This window comes from Streptomyces sp. NBC_00080 (assembly GCF_045041255.1).
GTDB classification, from domain to species: domain Bacteria; phylum Actinomycetota; class Actinomycetes; order Streptomycetales; family Streptomycetaceae; genus Streptomyces; species Streptomyces coriariae.
In genome coordinates this window covers 9,643,576-9,659,450 of sequence record NZ_CP108235.1, presented here as the reverse complement: position 1 = coordinate 9,659,450, position 15,875 = coordinate 9,643,576, and the positions used below count along the sequence as shown (strand labels likewise).

General features: G+C 72.6%; 13 protein-coding genes. All 13 read right to left on the bottom strand.

All coding sequences use genetic code 11. The features are described 5' to 3' along the window. Positions 1–112: 112 nt before the first annotated feature. The 13 genes from OHU34_RS43135 to metK all read right to left on the bottom strand — a co-directional run bounded on the left by OHU34_RS43135 (position 113) and on the right by metK (position 15,865). Positions 113–1,288 carry a hydroxymethylglutaryl-CoA synthase gene (locus OHU34_RS43135; protein ID WP_142270699.1) on the bottom strand — a complete coding sequence of 392 codons (1,176 nt, stop codon included), beginning with the start codon at positions 1,286–1,288 and terminating at the stop codon, positions 113–115. 3 nt (positions 1,289–1,291) lie between these two features. Beyond that, on the bottom strand, positions 1,292–2,353 hold the full coding sequence (locus tag OHU34_RS43130; RefSeq protein WP_142270700.1) for a hydroxymethylglutaryl-CoA reductase: 1,062 nt from the start codon (positions 2,351–2,353) through the stop codon (positions 1,292–1,294). Continuing rightward, the gene (gene fni / locus OHU34_RS43125) at positions 2,350–3,441 is read right to left on the bottom strand and encodes a type 2 isopentenyl-diphosphate Delta-isomerase (RefSeq protein ID WP_142270701.1); all 1,092 of its coding nucleotides are present in this window, start codon (positions 3,439–3,441) and stop codon (positions 2,350–2,352) included. Before fni ends, OHU34_RS43130 begins: the two co-directional genes overlap by 4 nt. Further along, positions 3,438–4,562, bottom strand: coding sequence for a phosphomevalonate kinase (locus OHU34_RS43120; RefSeq protein WP_142270702.1), 1,125 nt, complete (start codon positions 4,560–4,562; stop codon positions 3,438–3,440). Before OHU34_RS43120 ends, fni begins: the two co-directional genes overlap by 4 nt. Next, positions 4,559–5,614: a diphosphomevalonate decarboxylase gene (gene mvaD / locus OHU34_RS43115; RefSeq protein ID WP_142270703.1), complete on the bottom strand. Its 1,056-nt coding sequence runs from the start codon at positions 5,612–5,614 to the stop codon at positions 4,559–4,561. Before mvaD ends, OHU34_RS43120 begins: the two co-directional genes overlap by 4 nt. Continuing rightward, positions 5,604–6,584, bottom strand: coding sequence for a mevalonate kinase (gene mvk / locus OHU34_RS43110; protein ID WP_235034842.1), 981 nt, complete (start codon positions 6,582–6,584; stop codon positions 5,604–5,606). The genes mvaD and mvk overlap by 11 nt, the downstream gene beginning before the upstream one ends. Before the next feature lie 138 nt (positions 6,585–6,722). After that, positions 6,723–7,925, bottom strand: coding sequence for an acyltransferase (locus OHU34_RS43105; protein WP_142270705.1), 1,203 nt, complete (start codon positions 7,923–7,925; stop codon positions 6,723–6,725). A 720-nt stretch (positions 7,926–8,645) separates the two neighbouring features. Then, complete coding sequence (locus OHU34_RS43100; protein WP_235034843.1) at positions 8,646–10,169, bottom strand: DHA2 family efflux MFS transporter permease subunit; 1,524 nt, start codon at positions 10,167–10,169, stop codon at positions 8,646–8,648. Between the two features lie 481 nt (positions 10,170–10,650). Then, positions 10,651–11,139, bottom strand: a complete 489-nt coding sequence (locus OHU34_RS43095; protein ID WP_142270707.1) for a hypothetical protein — start codon at positions 11,137–11,139, stop codon at positions 10,651–10,653. Positions 11,140–11,345: 206 nt separating this feature from the next. Then, positions 11,346–12,260, bottom strand: coding sequence for an aromatic prenyltransferase (locus tag OHU34_RS43090; protein WP_142270708.1), 915 nt, complete (start codon positions 12,258–12,260; stop codon positions 11,346–11,348). A gap of 160 nt (positions 12,261–12,420) precedes the next feature. Next, on the bottom strand, positions 12,421–13,284 hold the full coding sequence (gene metF / locus OHU34_RS43085; protein ID WP_405764035.1) for a methylenetetrahydrofolate reductase [NAD(P)H]: 864 nt from the start codon (positions 13,282–13,284) through the stop codon (positions 12,421–12,423). 215 nt (positions 13,285–13,499) lie between these two features. After that, positions 13,500–14,480: a carbohydrate kinase family protein gene (locus OHU34_RS43080; protein ID WP_142270710.1), complete on the bottom strand. Its 981-nt coding sequence runs from the start codon at positions 14,478–14,480 to the stop codon at positions 13,500–13,502. A gap of 158 nt (positions 14,481–14,638) precedes the next feature. Beyond that, positions 14,639–15,865, bottom strand: a complete 1,227-nt coding sequence (gene metK / locus OHU34_RS43075; RefSeq protein ID WP_142270711.1) for a methionine adenosyltransferase — start codon at positions 15,863–15,865, stop codon at positions 14,639–14,641. Positions 15,866–15,875 lie beyond the last annotated feature (10 nt).

Genomic DNA, 15,875 nt, shown 5'->3' with positions numbered 1-15,875 from the left:
GGGACTTCCGTTGGCTGGGGAAAAGGGCCGTCAGGTGGGCGGCCGCGGCTCGTCCGCGGGAGGGGGACGGCCGTGGCCGGCTGCCCGGCCGCGGGCGGGAGTGACGGCGGTGCTAGCGCCGTTCGTAGATGCGCTTGTGGCCGCGCAGCGCCGCCAGCCGGAAGGGGCCGGCGGTCTGTGCCGGGGTGGGGTGGTCGCCGCCGTCGGTGGGGAAGGACCACTCGTGCAGTTCGCGGTAGGCGGCGTAGTCGAGCGGCCGGCGTGCCTCGATCGCCTCGCGGTGCGCCTCGGTGCGCAGGTGTGCGCGGTAGCCGGGCACGACGGTGCCGGCAAAGAACTCGGCGACGCTGCCGGAGCCGTAGCTGAGGAAGCCGACGGGCCGGCCGCTCAGGTCGTCCGCGTGGTCGAGCAGCGCGGTGAGTGCGAGGTAGACCGATGCGGTGTAGCTGTTGCCGACGACCCTGTTGCAGGCTGTGGTCTGGCCGATGGCGCGTTTGATGTCGCTGTCGTCGGTGTCGTAGCCGCAGGTGTTCAGCAGGTGGCGGTGTGCCTTGTGGGCCATCTTCGTGAACGGCTGGTGGTAGCAGAACGCGCTGAACTCCTCGAGTGCGCGGCCGCCCTGTTCCTGGTAGTCCTTCCAGGTCCCTTCGACCGCCTGGAGATAGGCGGTGATGGACTCCTGTCCGTCGACGAGTGCGGCATCGCGGTAGTTGGGCCGCCAGAAGTCCATGACGTCGGCGGTGAACAGGCCCGAGGGTTCCTCGATGCGCACCAGCGCGGGGTCGGCGGTGACGAGCATGGCCACGGCGGCGGCGCCCTGGGTGGCCTCGCCGGGGCTGTCGAGTTCGTACTTGGAGATGTCGCTGGCGATGACCAGGACGCGTTGTGCGGGGTCGCGGTGGACGAGGCCGATGGCGAACTGGAGGGCCGCCGTCGCTCCGTAGCAGGCCTGCTTCAGTTCGACGACCCTAGTGGCCGACGGCAGCCCGAGCAGGGAGTGCACGTACACGCCCGCCGACTTCGCCTGGTCGATCGAGGACTCCGTCGCGAAGACGAGTGTGCGGATCTGGTCGGCGCCGTGCCGGGAGATGATGGGCGCGGCGGCGGCGGCGCCCATGGTCACGATGTCCTCGTCGGCGCCGGCCACGCTCATCGACTGCTGGCCGATGCCCGCATGGTATTTGCCGATGTCGGTGCCGTTGTGTTCGGCGAGCGCGGTGTGCGGCAGGACGAACCCGGTGGTCGCGAACGACAGATCGTGAATGCCTATGGCGGAATCGCTGGCCATGCCCTAAACACCAACCTTTGCGGTCTTGTTGTCGCGTTCCAGCTGGACGTGTGCGCGCATGAGTTCGCCCGGGTTCGTCTGGGCCGCGAGGAGGGAGAGTTCGCCGCACAGCACGGTCGCCGCGGCGATGACGGCGAGGCGGCGGGCGTTCTCCCCGGGGGCGCGGTCGGCCCGGCAGCCGAGCCGGGCGAGGTTGGTGTCCACGAAGGCGAGGCCCTTGCCGTTGCCGACGGTGCCGACGATCAGGTTGGGCAGGGTGCAGGCGAAGTAGAGGTCGCCGTCGCGGTCCTCGGCCAGGACGACGCCCTGGGATCCTTCGACGATGTTGGCGGCGTCCTGGCCGGTCGCCAGGTAGAACCCGAGGAGCATGTTGGCGAAGTGGGCGTTGGCCGAGCGGATTCCGCCGGCGAGGAGGGTGCCGAGCAGGTTCTTGCGGATGTTCAGCTCGGTGATCCTGGCGGCCGTGGTGTGCAGGACGCGTTCGACCACGTCGCGCGGCACGAGCAGTTCGGTGACGACGTTCTTGCCGCGGCCGAGGATGCCGTTGATCGCGGTCGCTTTCTTGTCCGTGCAGTAGTTCCCGGAGATCGATCCGTAGGAGATGCCCGGGATCGTCTCGAGCAGGTGGCCGAGCAGGAGGTCGGAGGCGAGGGTGGCCATGTTGTGGCCGGAGGCGTCGCCGGTGGAGAACTCGAAGCGGATGAACAGCAGGTTGGCGTTGATCTCGTGGCGGATGCCGATCAGTTCGGCGAACCTGCTGGAGGTACGCACCAGTTCGCGCAGTTCGCCGAAGCGGGCGTCGATGGTGCGTGCGGCGGTGAGGGCGGTCTGTGCGTCGGTGGCTTCGACGAGGACCGAGCGGGTCATCCGCTCGTCGACGAGGGTGGCGACGATGCCCTGTTCGGCCAGCATGGAGACCTTCGCGCCGCGGCCCACGGAGGGCCACAGCGGCGATTCGTAGGTGGCCAGCGGGACCTGGGTCTCGGTGGTGGCGACGTTTCCTGAGATGCGTACGGGTCCCACCCAGCGCATAGGGACTCCGGCGATCGCGTGCGCCTCGGTCATCGTGTGCTTCCCGTCATCTCGTGGAGGGCGGCCGGGCTGCTGGAGCGCCGGGCCAGCGGCCGGGTGTCGATGCCCCGGTCGGCGCAGAAGGCTCGCAGGTCGCCGTGGAGGAGCAGGTCGCAGCGCGTGAGGTCGGCCGGGGTGCGTGCGCCGAGCATCGTCTGGAGCGCGGCAAGTTGGTCGAGCCAGGTGGCGAGCTGCGCGATCAGCGCGGACACGCCGCCGTCAAGGAGGGTACGCAGGAATCCGCCGGAGGCTCCGACGCCGCTGGCGCCGAGCGCCAGGGCGCGGGCGACGTCGAGCGGGTTGCGCACGCCGCCGGAGGCGAGGACGGGCAGGCCGCAGTCCTGGGCGTCCAGGAGGCAGGCGGCGGTGGACTGGCCCCAGCCGTGGAGGTAGGCGTAGTCGGCGAGTTCGCGCCGGCCGTTCTCGATGCGGGCGAAGTCCGTGCCGCCGCGGCCGCCGAGGTCGGCCACCCGCACGCCGAGGTCCTTCAACGTGGCCACCGTCTCCCGGCTCAGCCCGAATCCGACCTCCTTGACGATCACGGGAACCTCGACGGCGGCGGCGATCTTCTCGATCTGCCCGGGCCAGGAGGCGAAGGAGCGGTCGCCTTCGGGCATCACCGTCTCCTGCACGGTGTTGACGTGGATCTGGAGGGCGTCGGCCCGCAGCAGGTCGACGGCACGCTGGGCGTTGTCGGTGGAGGCCGTGGCGTTGATGTTGGCGATGACGAACCCGTCGGGGTTCTGTTCGCGCAGCACGCTGAAGGTGCCGGCGCAGGAGGGGTCCTTGAAGTAGGCGCTCATGGATCCCGACGCGATGGGCACGCCGGTCTCGCGGGCGGCGGTGGCCAGGTCCCGGTTGATGAGGCCGGTGTTCTCGCTGCCGCCGGTCATCGCGTTGATGTAGAGCGGCACCGGCCAGGAGACACCGGCGAAGGTCGTGGCCAGGGAGACGTCCGGCCGGTCGGTGCCGGCCAGGGCGTGGTGGACGAACGACACCTCGTCGAACTGGTTGTGTCCGCTGTGCTCGCGCTGCTGGTCGGCGGCGAGCCGGACGTGGTCGTCCTTGCGTTGTGCGATCATTCCTCGTTCCCTTCCACGGCGGGACGGACCGGCAGGGGCAGCACCCCGGCCGTGGCCCACCGTTCCCGCACTTGATCGATGTCCCGCGGGGTCTCGGCGTCCAGCAGTGCGATGCCGCAGTCGCCGCCGCCGGCCCCGGAGGGCTTGGCCGCGCCGCCGGCGGCTTCGGCGGCGTCGCACAGCGCTGTCAGGGGGGGCGTGAAGATGCCCAGGCCGACCTCGTCGTCCAGGCGGGCCAGCTCGCGGCGGGCCCGCCGGATCTGTTCCAGCAGGCTTTGACGGTCTCCTTGTTCGAGTGCGGCGGCGCAGGCGTGCACGCAGTCGGTGGTGGTCTCGACGAACGTGCGGTGGGAGGCGCTGCCGCGCCAGGTCCGCCGGTCCAGGTCGCGGACGAGAGCGGCGGTGGAGGCGGGGGTCCCGGTCCAGCCGACCTCCAGCGACAGGCCCGCGGGCGCCGGCAGCCGGCGCGCCGCGAAGTGCGGCCAGGGTGCGCGCAGGGCCTCCTGGACGCCGTGGCGGCGGGCCAGGTCGCGTACGGCGGCCCGGTCGGGTGCCTGGTAGGCGATCCAGCCGCCCCAGGTGCTGGCGGCGAGGTCGCCTCCGGAGGCGCGGGGGTCGATCTCGGCGGTGGCGAGCAGGGCCAGCTTGAAGCGGTCCTCGGGCGGGAGTCGCAGGCCGCAGAAGGCCGCGACGGCCGCGACGGCCGCGACGGTCACCGCGCCGCTGGAGCCCAGCCCGTATTTGGTGCCGTTGTCGTGCAGGGCGCTGTCGACGCGGAGGCTGAATCCCGGTACGGGCAGGCCGTGTTCGGCCAGCAGCCGGGCCACCGTCTCGGTCGCCGCGACCACGTGGGCCAGGCCGGCGGGCGCGCCGGGCCCGTCGTGCGTGCCGAGCCGGGCGCCGTGCCATCTCAGGCGTACCGCTCGCGGGCCGAGGTCGGAGGTGAACTCGACGCCGGTGCCAGGAAGTTCGCTGACGGTGACGGTGACGTAGCGGTCGACCGCGACCAGGATCGCCGGGTTGCCGGGGTCGACGACCGCGTACTCGCCCGCGACGAACAGCTTGCCCGGCGCGCGCCGGACGACCGTCCCCCCGGCTCCCCGGGTCCCTCCCGGGGTCATGGTGTGTCCTCGGGCAGCAGGCGGGCGCCCGGGCCCGGCCCGGCGACGAGGACCGGGCCGCCCGGGGCGGCGCCGCGCAGTGTGTCGGCCACCCGGTCGGCGTCCGCGCGGTGGCAGAGCACCTTGACGTTGGGTCCGGCGTCCATGGTCGCGTAGGCGCTGACGCCGTCGCGCCGCAGCTGGAGCACGCTGTCCAGGACGGTGAGCGTGGCCGGCGCCAGGTAGCGCACCGCCGGGCGCGCGGCCAGCATCGTCGCGTGCATGCCGAGCGCGTTGCGTTCCGCGATCTCCCCCACCGCGTCGAGGTCGGCCCGTGCCAGCGCCGCGCGCATCTCGCTCAGGTCGTCCCTGCTGGAGAGCGCCCACGGTTCGTACAGCGGGGAGGTGTCGACGGTGCGCCGCATGGCCTCACGGCTGGAGACGGCCTTGGGGCCCGCGTTGACGACGGCGATGACCAGGGCGGGGTCGAGGCCGGCGGCGGGCACCGGTTCGGCGTAGGAGTCGAGGTCGGCCTGGGCCGGGGTGGCGGCGGGCGGGCCGGCGTGCCACAGCGCGAAGCCCGCGAAGACCGACCGGGAGGCCGAGCCCGATCCGCGCCGGGCCAGCCGCGAGTGCGCGGTGGCGTCCAGGTCCAGGCCGTACGCGGCGGCGGCGGCGACGGCCAGGGCGGCGAAGCCGCTCGCGGAGGATGCAAGGCCCGCCCCGGTGGGGACGGTGTTGTGGCTGTCCACGACGGCCCGCAGCGGGCGGCCGGCCCGGGCCCGTACCAGGTCGAGGAAGGCGACTACGCGGCGCAGTGCCTCGCCTTCGGCGGGTGCCCCGCCGAGTGTGACGCGGTCGTGGTCCGCGTTGGGGGCGAGGCGGACGCGGGTGGTCGTGGGAAGGATGTCCAGGGTCATCGACAGGCTGTCGACCCGGGGCAGGACCAGCTGCTCGTCGCGTTTGCCCCAGTACTTGACGAGGGCGATGTTGGGATGCGCGACGGCGGTGGCGTCTTCCCGGCCGGCCCTGCGGGGCGGCGGGACGGTCGGGGTGCGGTGTTCAGCGCGCATGGTCGGCAAGCCCTCTCAGCGGTACGGCCCAGGTCTGTACGGCGCCGGCTTCGTGCAGGTGCCGGGTGACCTCTCTTGCCTGTACCGGCTGGGTCAGGGCGATCACGCAGCCGCCCAGGCCACCTCCGGTGATCTTGGCTCCGAGGCTGCCCGCCGTGAGCGCGGCCTCGACCAGGGCGTCGATCCTGTTGGTGCTGAGGCCGGCCGCGCGCAGCATGTCGTGGTAGTCGGTCAGCCGGGCGCCCAGTCGCTCGGGCCGGCCGTCGGCGAGGGCGTGTCTGGCCTCGTCGGTCAGCTGCGAGGCGCGGCGTACGAAACGCTCCTGCGCGCCGGGGTGCTGCTGGAATCCCTCGCGCAGCAGCTCGACGGCGTCCTTGGTCCTGCCCACGTCGCCGCTGTCGGCGATGATGAACAAGCCGTCGCAGCCGATGCTGAGTTCTTCGCTCCGGCCCGCCTGGAACAGCAGCGGGGCCAGCGCGCCGACGGCGCGCGCGTCGACGCCGCTGGAGCGGCCGTGGGCCACGTTCTCGGCCGTCTGCACCAGGTCGTAGGCGGCGGCCTCGCTCAGTTCGCGGCCGAAGAGGTCGGCGAGGGCGAAGACGACCGCGCGGGCGCAGGCCGCGCTGGAGCCCAGGCCCCGGCCGTGCGGGATAGCGCCGTCGACGATCACGTCGAGGTGGGGGCTGCCGGCCACGTCCATGGCCGCCTTGAACTCGGTGGTCAGCCGGCGCAGGCTGTCGGAGGCCTGGGTCATCATCGGCCGCGAAGGGGAGCCGGTCATCGTGAAGGAGACATCGCCGGAATCGTCGCCGGTGTGGGAGGACCAGCCGGCGGTCGCCGTGACGGTGAGCTGCGGTACCGGCAGCGCGAGCGCCGGGGCTCCGTACACGACCGCGTGTTCTCCCAGCAGAATGGCCTTGGCGTGGGCGCGGCCGATGCCGACCGAGCGAGCCCGGTGGTCTTCTGACACCCCCTCCGCTGAGGTCGGTAGGGTCAACGCGCTCAGCTCCCCTGGTCGGTTCTGCATGGAGATCGCGGTATCCAGTTCTGGGAAGGAGGGCGCCGCGGTGTGCCGGTGCCCGGGGTGCGCCGGCGCGCCGGGCGCGGTTCAGACGGATCCGCCGGCCGGCACGGATTCGGTGCTGCGGGGTGCGACCGGCGCGGGCCGCTTCCTGCTGCGGCTCCAGCGGCGCATCACCGGCTGTTCCACCAGGCTGAACAGCAGCCATGCGGCCAGCAGGTTCGCCGCGAACAGCACGCTCAGCATGCCCAGGGCCGGCAGGGTGTCGTAGGTGCGGGCGCCGAACACCTCGGGCCGGCCGTAGAAGATCACCAGGCCCTGGACGAGGTAGAAGGCGAAGGAGACGCTGCCCAACCAGACCATGGTCCGGCTGCTGAGCCAGCCTCTGCTGCCCCGCAGGTCCGAGGTGGCCGCGGCGCAGATGATCATGCCGACCGGGACGATCGTGGCGAGGCTGAAGTTGTAGGGGCTCGGGACGGCGAGCGCGACCCAGTATCCGCCGGCGAAGAGGGCCGCCGAGGGCAGCAGGCCGATCCGCGGCCACAGGTCCGCGGCGACGATGCGCGCCAGGATCATTCCCAGCACGAACTCGAACAGGCGCGGTGGCGGGAACCCGTAGCTGAACCACAGCTGGTTCGTCGTCAGGCCGTATCCCGGCACCGGGACACCGCCGGGGATGAACCGCGTCACCAGCGTCACGCCCGCCACGCCGGCGACCATCGCGGCGGCCCACAGCCACAGCCTGCGCTGCGCGATGCGCCGCACCAGGACGATGAACAGGGGGAACAGCGCGTAGAAGAGCACTTCCGAACACAGCGACCAGGCCGGGAGGTTGACGCTGGACACGGTCTCGGGCCGGTTGCTGAAGTTGTGCACCAGCAGGAGGTTCGGCAGCCAGGCGTGCACCGGGCTGGAGGAGGCGAACAGCCACATCGCCAGCGCCCAGGTGACGATGTGGTTGGGGTAGATCTTCAGTACCCGGCGCCGCCAGAACCCCGTGACCGGGTCTCCCTGGGTCGCCGACCAGGTCAGGACGAAGCCGCTGAGGACGAAGAAGAAGGACACCCCGATGGGGCCGGCGAACTGGAAGAAGTCGGCCAGCGCCTTGGCGATGTCCTGGTCGTTGAAGAAGCTGATCGGGGCGGTCGGCCGCAGGGGGCCCGCGAGCAGCGTGGCGTGGGTGAGGAACACGAGCATGGCGGCCAGGAACCTGAGGCCGGTGAGCGAGGGGAGTGATTGCCTGCGCTGTGGTGGGCCGCTGACGGTCGATGCGGCTGTTCGGTCTGCCATCGGCGTACTGCCTTTCGGTGGAAGAGGCGCCTGCTGAGCGGTCGGCGTGCGGCGCGTTCGCGGGGAGGGCGCCGCACGGCCGGTGGTGTCGGGCGGGCAGGCGCCGGGCGGGGACGTGCGCGGTGCGGCCTGGGCACGGGTGCGCGCCCGCCGCGGTGAACTCCGCCTCCGCGCATGCCTGTCGCACGCGCGAAGGGGGGCGGGGGCATGGCATGACGGGCGGGCGGTGCCCGATGGGGGCCGGGTGACCTAATACGGGTGCGGGTGCGGCGGCCGCGGGTCGCGCGGCGGGGGCGCGGCACGAGCCGGGCCGGCCCCGCACGGCTGCTCAGAGTGCCACGGCACTCCCCCGGGGCCCGCAGCACGAAAACGCGCAGCACGGCGTGCGGGAAAGGGAGGGGAGGACATCCGGTGCGGTACGGGCAGGGACTCGGTCTCGCCTGCGGCAACCGGCCGGTACGGCGCTCAGCCCACCGGTGTGGGGCGTTCTCCAGGCAGGGCTGACGTACCGGAATAGTGACACGGGCCGTAGCTCCGCGCCAAGGGCCCCTGAAAGTGACGCGGGTCACTGCCCCGCGGTGGTGCGGCGGGCGGGTGCGGCGCGGACGCGGGGCCACGCCGCCCGGCGTGGCCCCGCGTCCGCGGCGCGGCGGTGCGAGGGGTGCTGCGCGCACCGCCGCGGCGGTGCGGCGGGGTGGTGCGCCCCGGCCCGCGCGCGGTTCACCTGCCGGCTCCGGTGGCGGTGGGCTCCTCGGCCTGCGCCTGGCCGGTGGCCGCTTCGGCGGCTTCGGCGATCGGGTCGCGCATCTCGGTGTTCACCTTCTCCAGCAGCGCGAGGATGAACAGGGCTCCGGCGGCCAAGACGCCGGAGCCGATGCGGAACGCCAGCGCGTATCCGTCGGTCTGCGCGACCTGCGGGAGTGTTCCGTCCTCGATGTGGTCGCTGGCGTAGCGGAAGGCGAAGGGGACCAGGGTGGCCAGGCCGAGCGCCGCGCCGACCTGCTGCATGGCGGTCTGGACGCCGGAGGCCAGACCGGAGTCCTGGCCGGTGACCTCGTGCAGTGCTCCGTTGATCAGGGCCGGGTAGGCGAGGCCGTTGCAGAAGCCGAACAGGAGCAGCCCGGGCATGAACCCGCCGACGAAGGAGGCGTCGGGGGCGAGGCCGGCGGCGGCGACGAACAGGGCCACGGCGCCGCCGAGGAACGCGGTGGCCATCACCGCCTTCACTCCGACGCGGGGCATCAGCACGGTGGCCACGCCCGCGCCGGCGAGCGCCGTGACGGTCAGCGGGATGTAGGCCAGGCCGGTCTTCATCGGGGAGTAGTCGTGCACCTGCTGGACGTACAGGGTGAACAGGAACATGTAGGTGAAGAACGCGGCGAAGATGGCTACGGTCACGACGTTGGTCGTCACCCGGGTGCGGTTGCCGAAGAACCGCAGAGGGATCATCGGGTCCTCAGTGCGTGCCTCCCACACGACCATGAGGACCAGCAGGGCGATCCCGCCCAGCAGCGGCAGCAGCACGCGTGCGGAGCCCCACGGATGGTCGGCGGCCTGCAACAGCCCGTACACCACCGCGGCCAGGCCGGTGGTGGCGGTGACGGCCCCGACCGTGTCGAGCCGGCGGCCGTCGCGGGCCACCGGCTTCTCCGACATCACGCGGCCCACCATGATCAGCGCGGCCACTGCGATGGGGACGTTGATGAAGAAGATCCACCGCCAGCTCACCAGGTCGGTCACGGCTCCGCCGACGACCGAGCCGACCGATCCGGCCACCGCCGACAGGCCGCCCCAGATGCCCAGGGCCCGCATCCGTTCCTTGCGTTCGGTGAACAGCACGGGGATCAGGCCGAGTGCCGCCGGGCCGGCCAGCGCCTCGCCCAGGCCCTGCACGAAGCGGCTGGTGACCAGCATCCAGGATTCGGTGGCGGCGCCGCAGACGGCCGACGACACGCCGAACACCAGCACGCCGACCATGAACATCCGCCGGCGGCCGAACATGTCGGCCAGCCGCCCGCCCAGCAGCAGGAACCCGCCGGCCACCAGCACGTAGGCGTTGACCACCCAGGCCAGTCCCTTGTGGGAGAAGCCCAGGTCGCTCTGGATGTCGGGGAGGGCGACGTTCACCACGGTGATGTCCATGACGAGCATGAACTGCATGGCCGCCAGCACGGTCAGCGCCAGCCAACGCCGGGGGTCGGCACTGGCGGGAGCGACGGCCCCGCCATGCGATTCTTTGCCCACGGTAGTCACTGCCTTGCGTCTCCTCGGATGATCAGCGGCCGCGAATACAGGGGGCCGCCGGGTGGACGTTGCCGACCGCCGTGCCGGTGCGCGCGCCGTACGGGGTCTGTACTACGACGACGCGGCACCCCGGAATGTGAGGCCCGCACCGCTCTCATGGCCGCGGCGCCGCCCGGGACGGCCGCCCGGGATCCGTTCGCGAGGGCCTTTTCGCGCTGCGCGCGGGCGGCGCGGGGCGGGGCGGGGTCCGGGACCGGCAGGCCGGGCCGGCGGTCCACCCCGCCGGCCCGGCACCTGAGACGTGCTGCGAAAGGGCCCGTGCCGGGAGCATCCGCGGTGCACGGCCGGGGTGTTGCGGGTCGGGCGGGTGAGGGGGAGGGCGTTCTCCGGGCTGCGGGCCGGGCCGTCCGGGCGGCTGCCGCGGACGGGCGGGCGGTGGACGCGGGGGCGGGGAGAGGGGCGCCGGGCCCGGTGCCGCCTCCTAGCCGACCAGGTAGCGCTGGATCGTGGGGGCGAAGACGTCGACGATGTCGTCCGCCGTCGCCGACGCGACCGGCTCGAGTTCCACGAGGTAGCGCAGGACGACCAGGCCCCACACCTGGGCCTGGGCCGCGTTGATGTTCAGCGCCGGCACCTTGAGGAGTTCCGCGACCTGGTTGATGTCCAGCGCCTGCGGCACCCCAAGCGCCTTGCCCAGCTGGCTGAAGATCGGGGAGGACGGGGAGGCCATGAAGTCGCGCATCCGGGCCGCACCCGCCTCGCTGGTCAGCGCGGCGAGCAGGCCCTCGAGCAGCCGCGGCCTGACCTGGGGGTCCTCCCACTGCGCCAGGGAGGCCCGCAGGAGTTCCTCGGCCATCCGCTCGCGCTGCCCGGTCAGTGACGCCGCCCCGGCCTGCGCGAGTGCGCCCCCCAGGGCGCTCAGGGCGGTCGACTCCGCGTCGGTCGCGGTGGTTTCGGTGGTTTCGGACACTGTTCCCTCCGGTGTCATGGCGACAGGGGCTCGCGTGCACAGACCGATGTCCGGGCGGGCGGCCGCCGGTCGGGTCGGGATGTAGAACATCAGCCTCGCCCCCCCGCTCGCCGCCTGCCCGACCCTCGCTCGACCGGCACTCCTGCGCCGGTGGCGGCGGCCGGGCGTGCGGGACGGGCCCGCGGGAGTTCAACCGCGGCCGGTGCTCACACCGGCTGCCCGGTGAGCTGTTGCAGCAGCCGGCGCATCAGGGGCGAGAGCCGACAGTACGGCCCCAGGTTCAGGTACTGGCCCTCGGCGGTCCATTTGACGGCCGCGATGACGATGGGCGGACCGGCGTACGTGCGCCGGGAGCCGTTCACGAACTTGTCGACCTCCGGCTCGACGGGGACCGGGAGGTGTGAGGGGTCCCAGCCGCGCACCGGCGCAGGGGCGTAGCAGATCCGCTCGATCCGGGAGGAGTCCCAGCCGAGGGTGACATAGACGCGGAAGGACTTCTGGGCGAACTCCAGCATCTTGCCGCTCGGTTCCGGCAGGCCGAGCTCGCGGTGCAGTTCCAGGATGTTGCGCGCGGTGCGGAATTCCTCGGGAAGGTGGGCGAAGTAGAGGTTGACCGTCTTGCGCTGGTAGTCGATCCCCGTCATCGCCACCTCGGTGAGGTGGTGGCGGGCGAAGAGGCCGGTGTTGTCGGCCAGCGCCGGCGGCATGGAGGGCAGGTCCGCGAGCTGCGCCAGCCCCAGCAGGTCGAAGGGGAAGTGCGCGTAGATCTTGCTGAAGCCGCTGACGACTCCGCAGTCGATGAGGTGCTCGGTGACCGGGACCTTGGCCTGGATGTCCGCGAGCAGGGTGCCGACGGGGTGGTCGGTGTCGGTGACGAAGCCGTTCGCCACGGCGACGGCGTAGGGGTCGACGGTCCCGGAAGGCACCGTGATGGTGTAGTCGAGGTCGGCGGGCGGGTGCTCGACGGTCGACACGCTGAGCACGATCCCGGCCTGCGGGAGAGCCTTCTCGTACGCGCTCAGGACCGGCCAGACCGTCTCGCGCGAGCAGGTGATGCCCGCCAGCCGGGACGATTCCTCGATGGCCGCGTACACGTCTTCGGCCACAGTGGCTTCGGACATTTCATCCTCCAAGTGCCCAGGGTTGCTGTCTTGCAGCGGAAACTCCCGCGGATGGCGGGGTCTGTCGAGGGGGTGCGGTGCCGGCGGGAGGGGTCCTTGCCGGCCTTGTCGTGCGCGACGCCCCTGGCGGAGCGGGGCGGTGGCGTCGCCGGTGTCGGGCTCAGCAGGACTGGAGGATCCTCGCGCTCGTCGAACGCAGCACGTCGCGGTGGATGTCCAGGGCCGCCGTGGACTTGTTGAGGGTGATGTAGTGCAGGCCGGGGGCGCCTTCGGCGAGCAGGCGTTCGGCCATGGCGGTGGCGTACTCGACGCCGATGCGGTGGCCGTCCGCCGGGTTCTCGCGGGCCGCGTGCAGGCGGGCGGCGAGGGCCTCGGGGAAGGAGGCGTCGCAGAGTTCGGCGAAGCGGGCGATCTGGCGGTGGTCGGTGGCCGGCATGATCTCCGGGATGATCGGGATGTCACAGCCGGCCGCCGCGACCCGGTCGCGCAGCCGCAGATAGTCCTCCACGTGGAAGAACATCTGGGTGATGGCGTAGTCGGCGCCCGCCCTGCACTTGGCGACGAAGTGTCGGATGTCGGAGTCCCAGTCGCGCGAGCGGGGGTGGCGCTCGGGGAACGCGGCCACACCGATCCTGAAGTCGCCCAGCGAGCGGACCAGTTCGACCAGCTCACTGGCGTAGGCGAAGCCCTGCGGGTGTGCCGTCCAGGCGCCCTTGGGATCGCCGGGCGGGTCGCCGCGCAGGACCAGGACGTCGCGGATGCCGGCGTCGGCGTACCGGCCGATGATGTGGCGCAGTTCGGCGACCGGGTGGCCGACGGCGGTCAGATGGGCGACGGGGCGCAGGGTCGTCTCGGCGGCGATGCGCCGGGTGACGGCGACCGTGCGATCCCGGGAGGAGCCGCCGGCGCCGTAGGTCACGGACACGAAGTCCGGGCGCAGCGGCTCGATCCGGCGGATCGCCTTCCACAGCGTGCCCTCCCCGGCACCCGTCTTCGGCGGGAAGAACTCGAAGGAGAACGTCACCGCGGGCCGCCCTGCGCCGCCGGAACGGCCCGCCGGCGGGACCGCCGGACGCGGGGCTGACAGCCGAGGACCCAGCGGATGCGGGACTGCCGGATGCGGCACGTGCCGTGGGGCGGGGGCCGGTTCCCGCACCCCGGTGCCCGCCGTGCCCGTGGTGCCTGCCGCGGCTGTGGTGGCTGCCGGGCCGGCGGCGGGGCGGCGGGGCTGGCCGGGGGTCATGACACGTCTGCCAGGCGGGGTTCGGCGGCGCGGGCCGCGTCATCGCCGTAGGTCCGGCCGATGCGGTCGGTCAGGTCGGCGGCGAGGAGTTTGTACTCCTGGGTGCCGACCGATTCCAGCACGGTGGTGGCCAGGGCGCATCCGAGCCGGGCGGCCTGCTCGTGCGGCCACTGCCAGGCCAGTGCGGCGAGGAAGCCGGCCCGGAAGGCGTCGCCCGCTCCGGTGGGGTCGGCGATCTTCTGCGCGGGCACGGCCGGTATGTGCAGGCGGGGGGCGCCGGCGCGGGCCAGGCTCACCCCGTCGGCGCCCAGCGTGGTGATCCAGGTACCGGCCCGCTGGAGGATGTCCTCCTCGCTCCAGCCGGTGCGCTCCTTCAGCAGGGCGGCCTCGTAGGCGTTGGTGAACAGCCAGGTCGCTCCCTCGACCAGCCGGCGGGCCTGTGCGCGGTCCAGGCGGGCCAGTTGCTGGGAGGGGTCGGCGGCGACGGGGATGCCGAGGCGGTGGGCGGTGGCGGTGTGCCGCAGCATGGCCGCGGGGTCGTCGGCGCCGACCAGGACGAGCTCCAGACCGGTGCGGCGGGCGGTGTCGGCAAGGTCGATGTCCGCGGCCTCGGCCATGGCGCCGGCGTAGAAGGTGGCGATCTGGTTCTGGTCGGCGTCGGTGGTGCACACGAAGCGCGCGGTGTGCAGGGTGTCGCTGACCCGGACCGCGGAGGTGTCGACTCCGGCGGCCCGCAGCCAGGCGCCGTACTCGGCGAAGTCCGTGCCCGCCGCGCCGACCAGGAGCGGGCCGCAGCCCAGCAGGCCGAGGCCGAAGGCGATGTTGGCGGCGACACCGCCGCGGCGCACCTCCAGCCGGTCGGCGAGAAAGGACAGGGAGACCCGCTCGAGCTGTCCTTCTATCAGCTGTTCGGTGAAGCGTCCGGGGAACACCATCAGATGGTCGGTCGCGATCGATCCAGTCACGGCGATACGCACGGCAGGTGCTCCTTGGGCCTGTGGGCGGGACGTTTCCGGCCGGCGTCCGGGGCGGCGAGCAGGCCGGCGGGCGAGGAAAGCGGAGAGCGGTGGGACGGGGTGCCACCGCTCCCCGCCGGTCCGGGCGCCGGGGTGTTCCCGGGGCGCCGGTCCTGCGGTCAGCTCGCGGCGACCGCCGCGCGCAGGGCGTCGGCGCGGTCGGTGCGCTCCCAGGTGAAGTCGGCCAGTTCGCGGCCGAAGTGGCCGTAGGCGGCGGTCTGGGCGTAGACCGGGCGCAGCAGGTCGAGGTCGCGGATGATCGCGGCGGGGCGCAGGTCGAAGACGGCGACGATGGCGTCCTCGATCTTCTCGGCGGCGACCGTGCTGGTGCCGAAGGTCTCCACGAACAGGCCGACCGGTTCGGCCTTGCCGATCGCGTAGGCGACCTGGACCTCGCAGCGGGCGGCGAGGCCGGCAGCGACGACGTTCTTGGCGACCCAGCGCATCGCGTAGGCGGCGCTGCGGTCGACCTTGGAGGGGTCCTTGCCGGAGAAGGCGCCGCCGCCGTGGCGGGCCATGCCGCCGTAGGTGTCGATGATGATCTTGCGGCCAGTGAGGCCGGCGTCGCCCATGGGGCCGCCGATCTCGAAGCGGCCGGTGGGGTTGACCAGGAGGCGGTGGCCGTCGGTGTCGAGTTTGATGCCGTCGTCGGCGAGCCCGGCCAGGACGGGTTCGACGACGTGGGTGCGGATGTCGGGGGTGAGGAGGGCGTCGAGGTCGATGTCGGCGGCGTGCTGGGAGGAGACCACGACGGTGTCCAGGCGGACCGGGCGGCTGCCGTCGTACTCGACGGTGACCTGGGTCTTGCCGTCCGGACGCAGGTAGGGGACGGTGCCGTCCTTGCGGACCTGGGTCAGGCGGCGGGCGAGGCGGTGGGCCAGCTCGATCGGCAGCGGCATCAGGGTGGGGGTCTCGTCGCTGGCGTAGCCGAACATCAGGCCCTGGTCGCCGGCGCCCTGCCGGTCCAGGTCGTCCTCGTCGTGTCCGGTGCGGCCGGTGTCCTGGCGTACTTCGTAGGCGGTGTCGACGCCCTGGGCGATGTCGGGCGACTGGGCGCCGATGGACACCGAGACGCCGCAGGAGGCGCCGTCGAAGCCCTTGGCGGAGGAGTCGTAGCCGATGTCGAGGATCTTCTGGCGGACCAGGGTGGCGATGTCGGCGTAGGCGGAGGTCGTCACCTCGCCGGCGATGTGCACCTGGCCGGTGGTGATCAGGGTTTCGACCGCGACGCGGGAGGCGGGGTCCTGGCGCAGCAGTGCGTCCAGGACGGTGTCGCTGATCTGGTCGGCGATCTTGTCGGGGTGTCCCTCGGTCACGGATTCCGAGGTGAACAGGCGGCGGGACATGACGACTCCA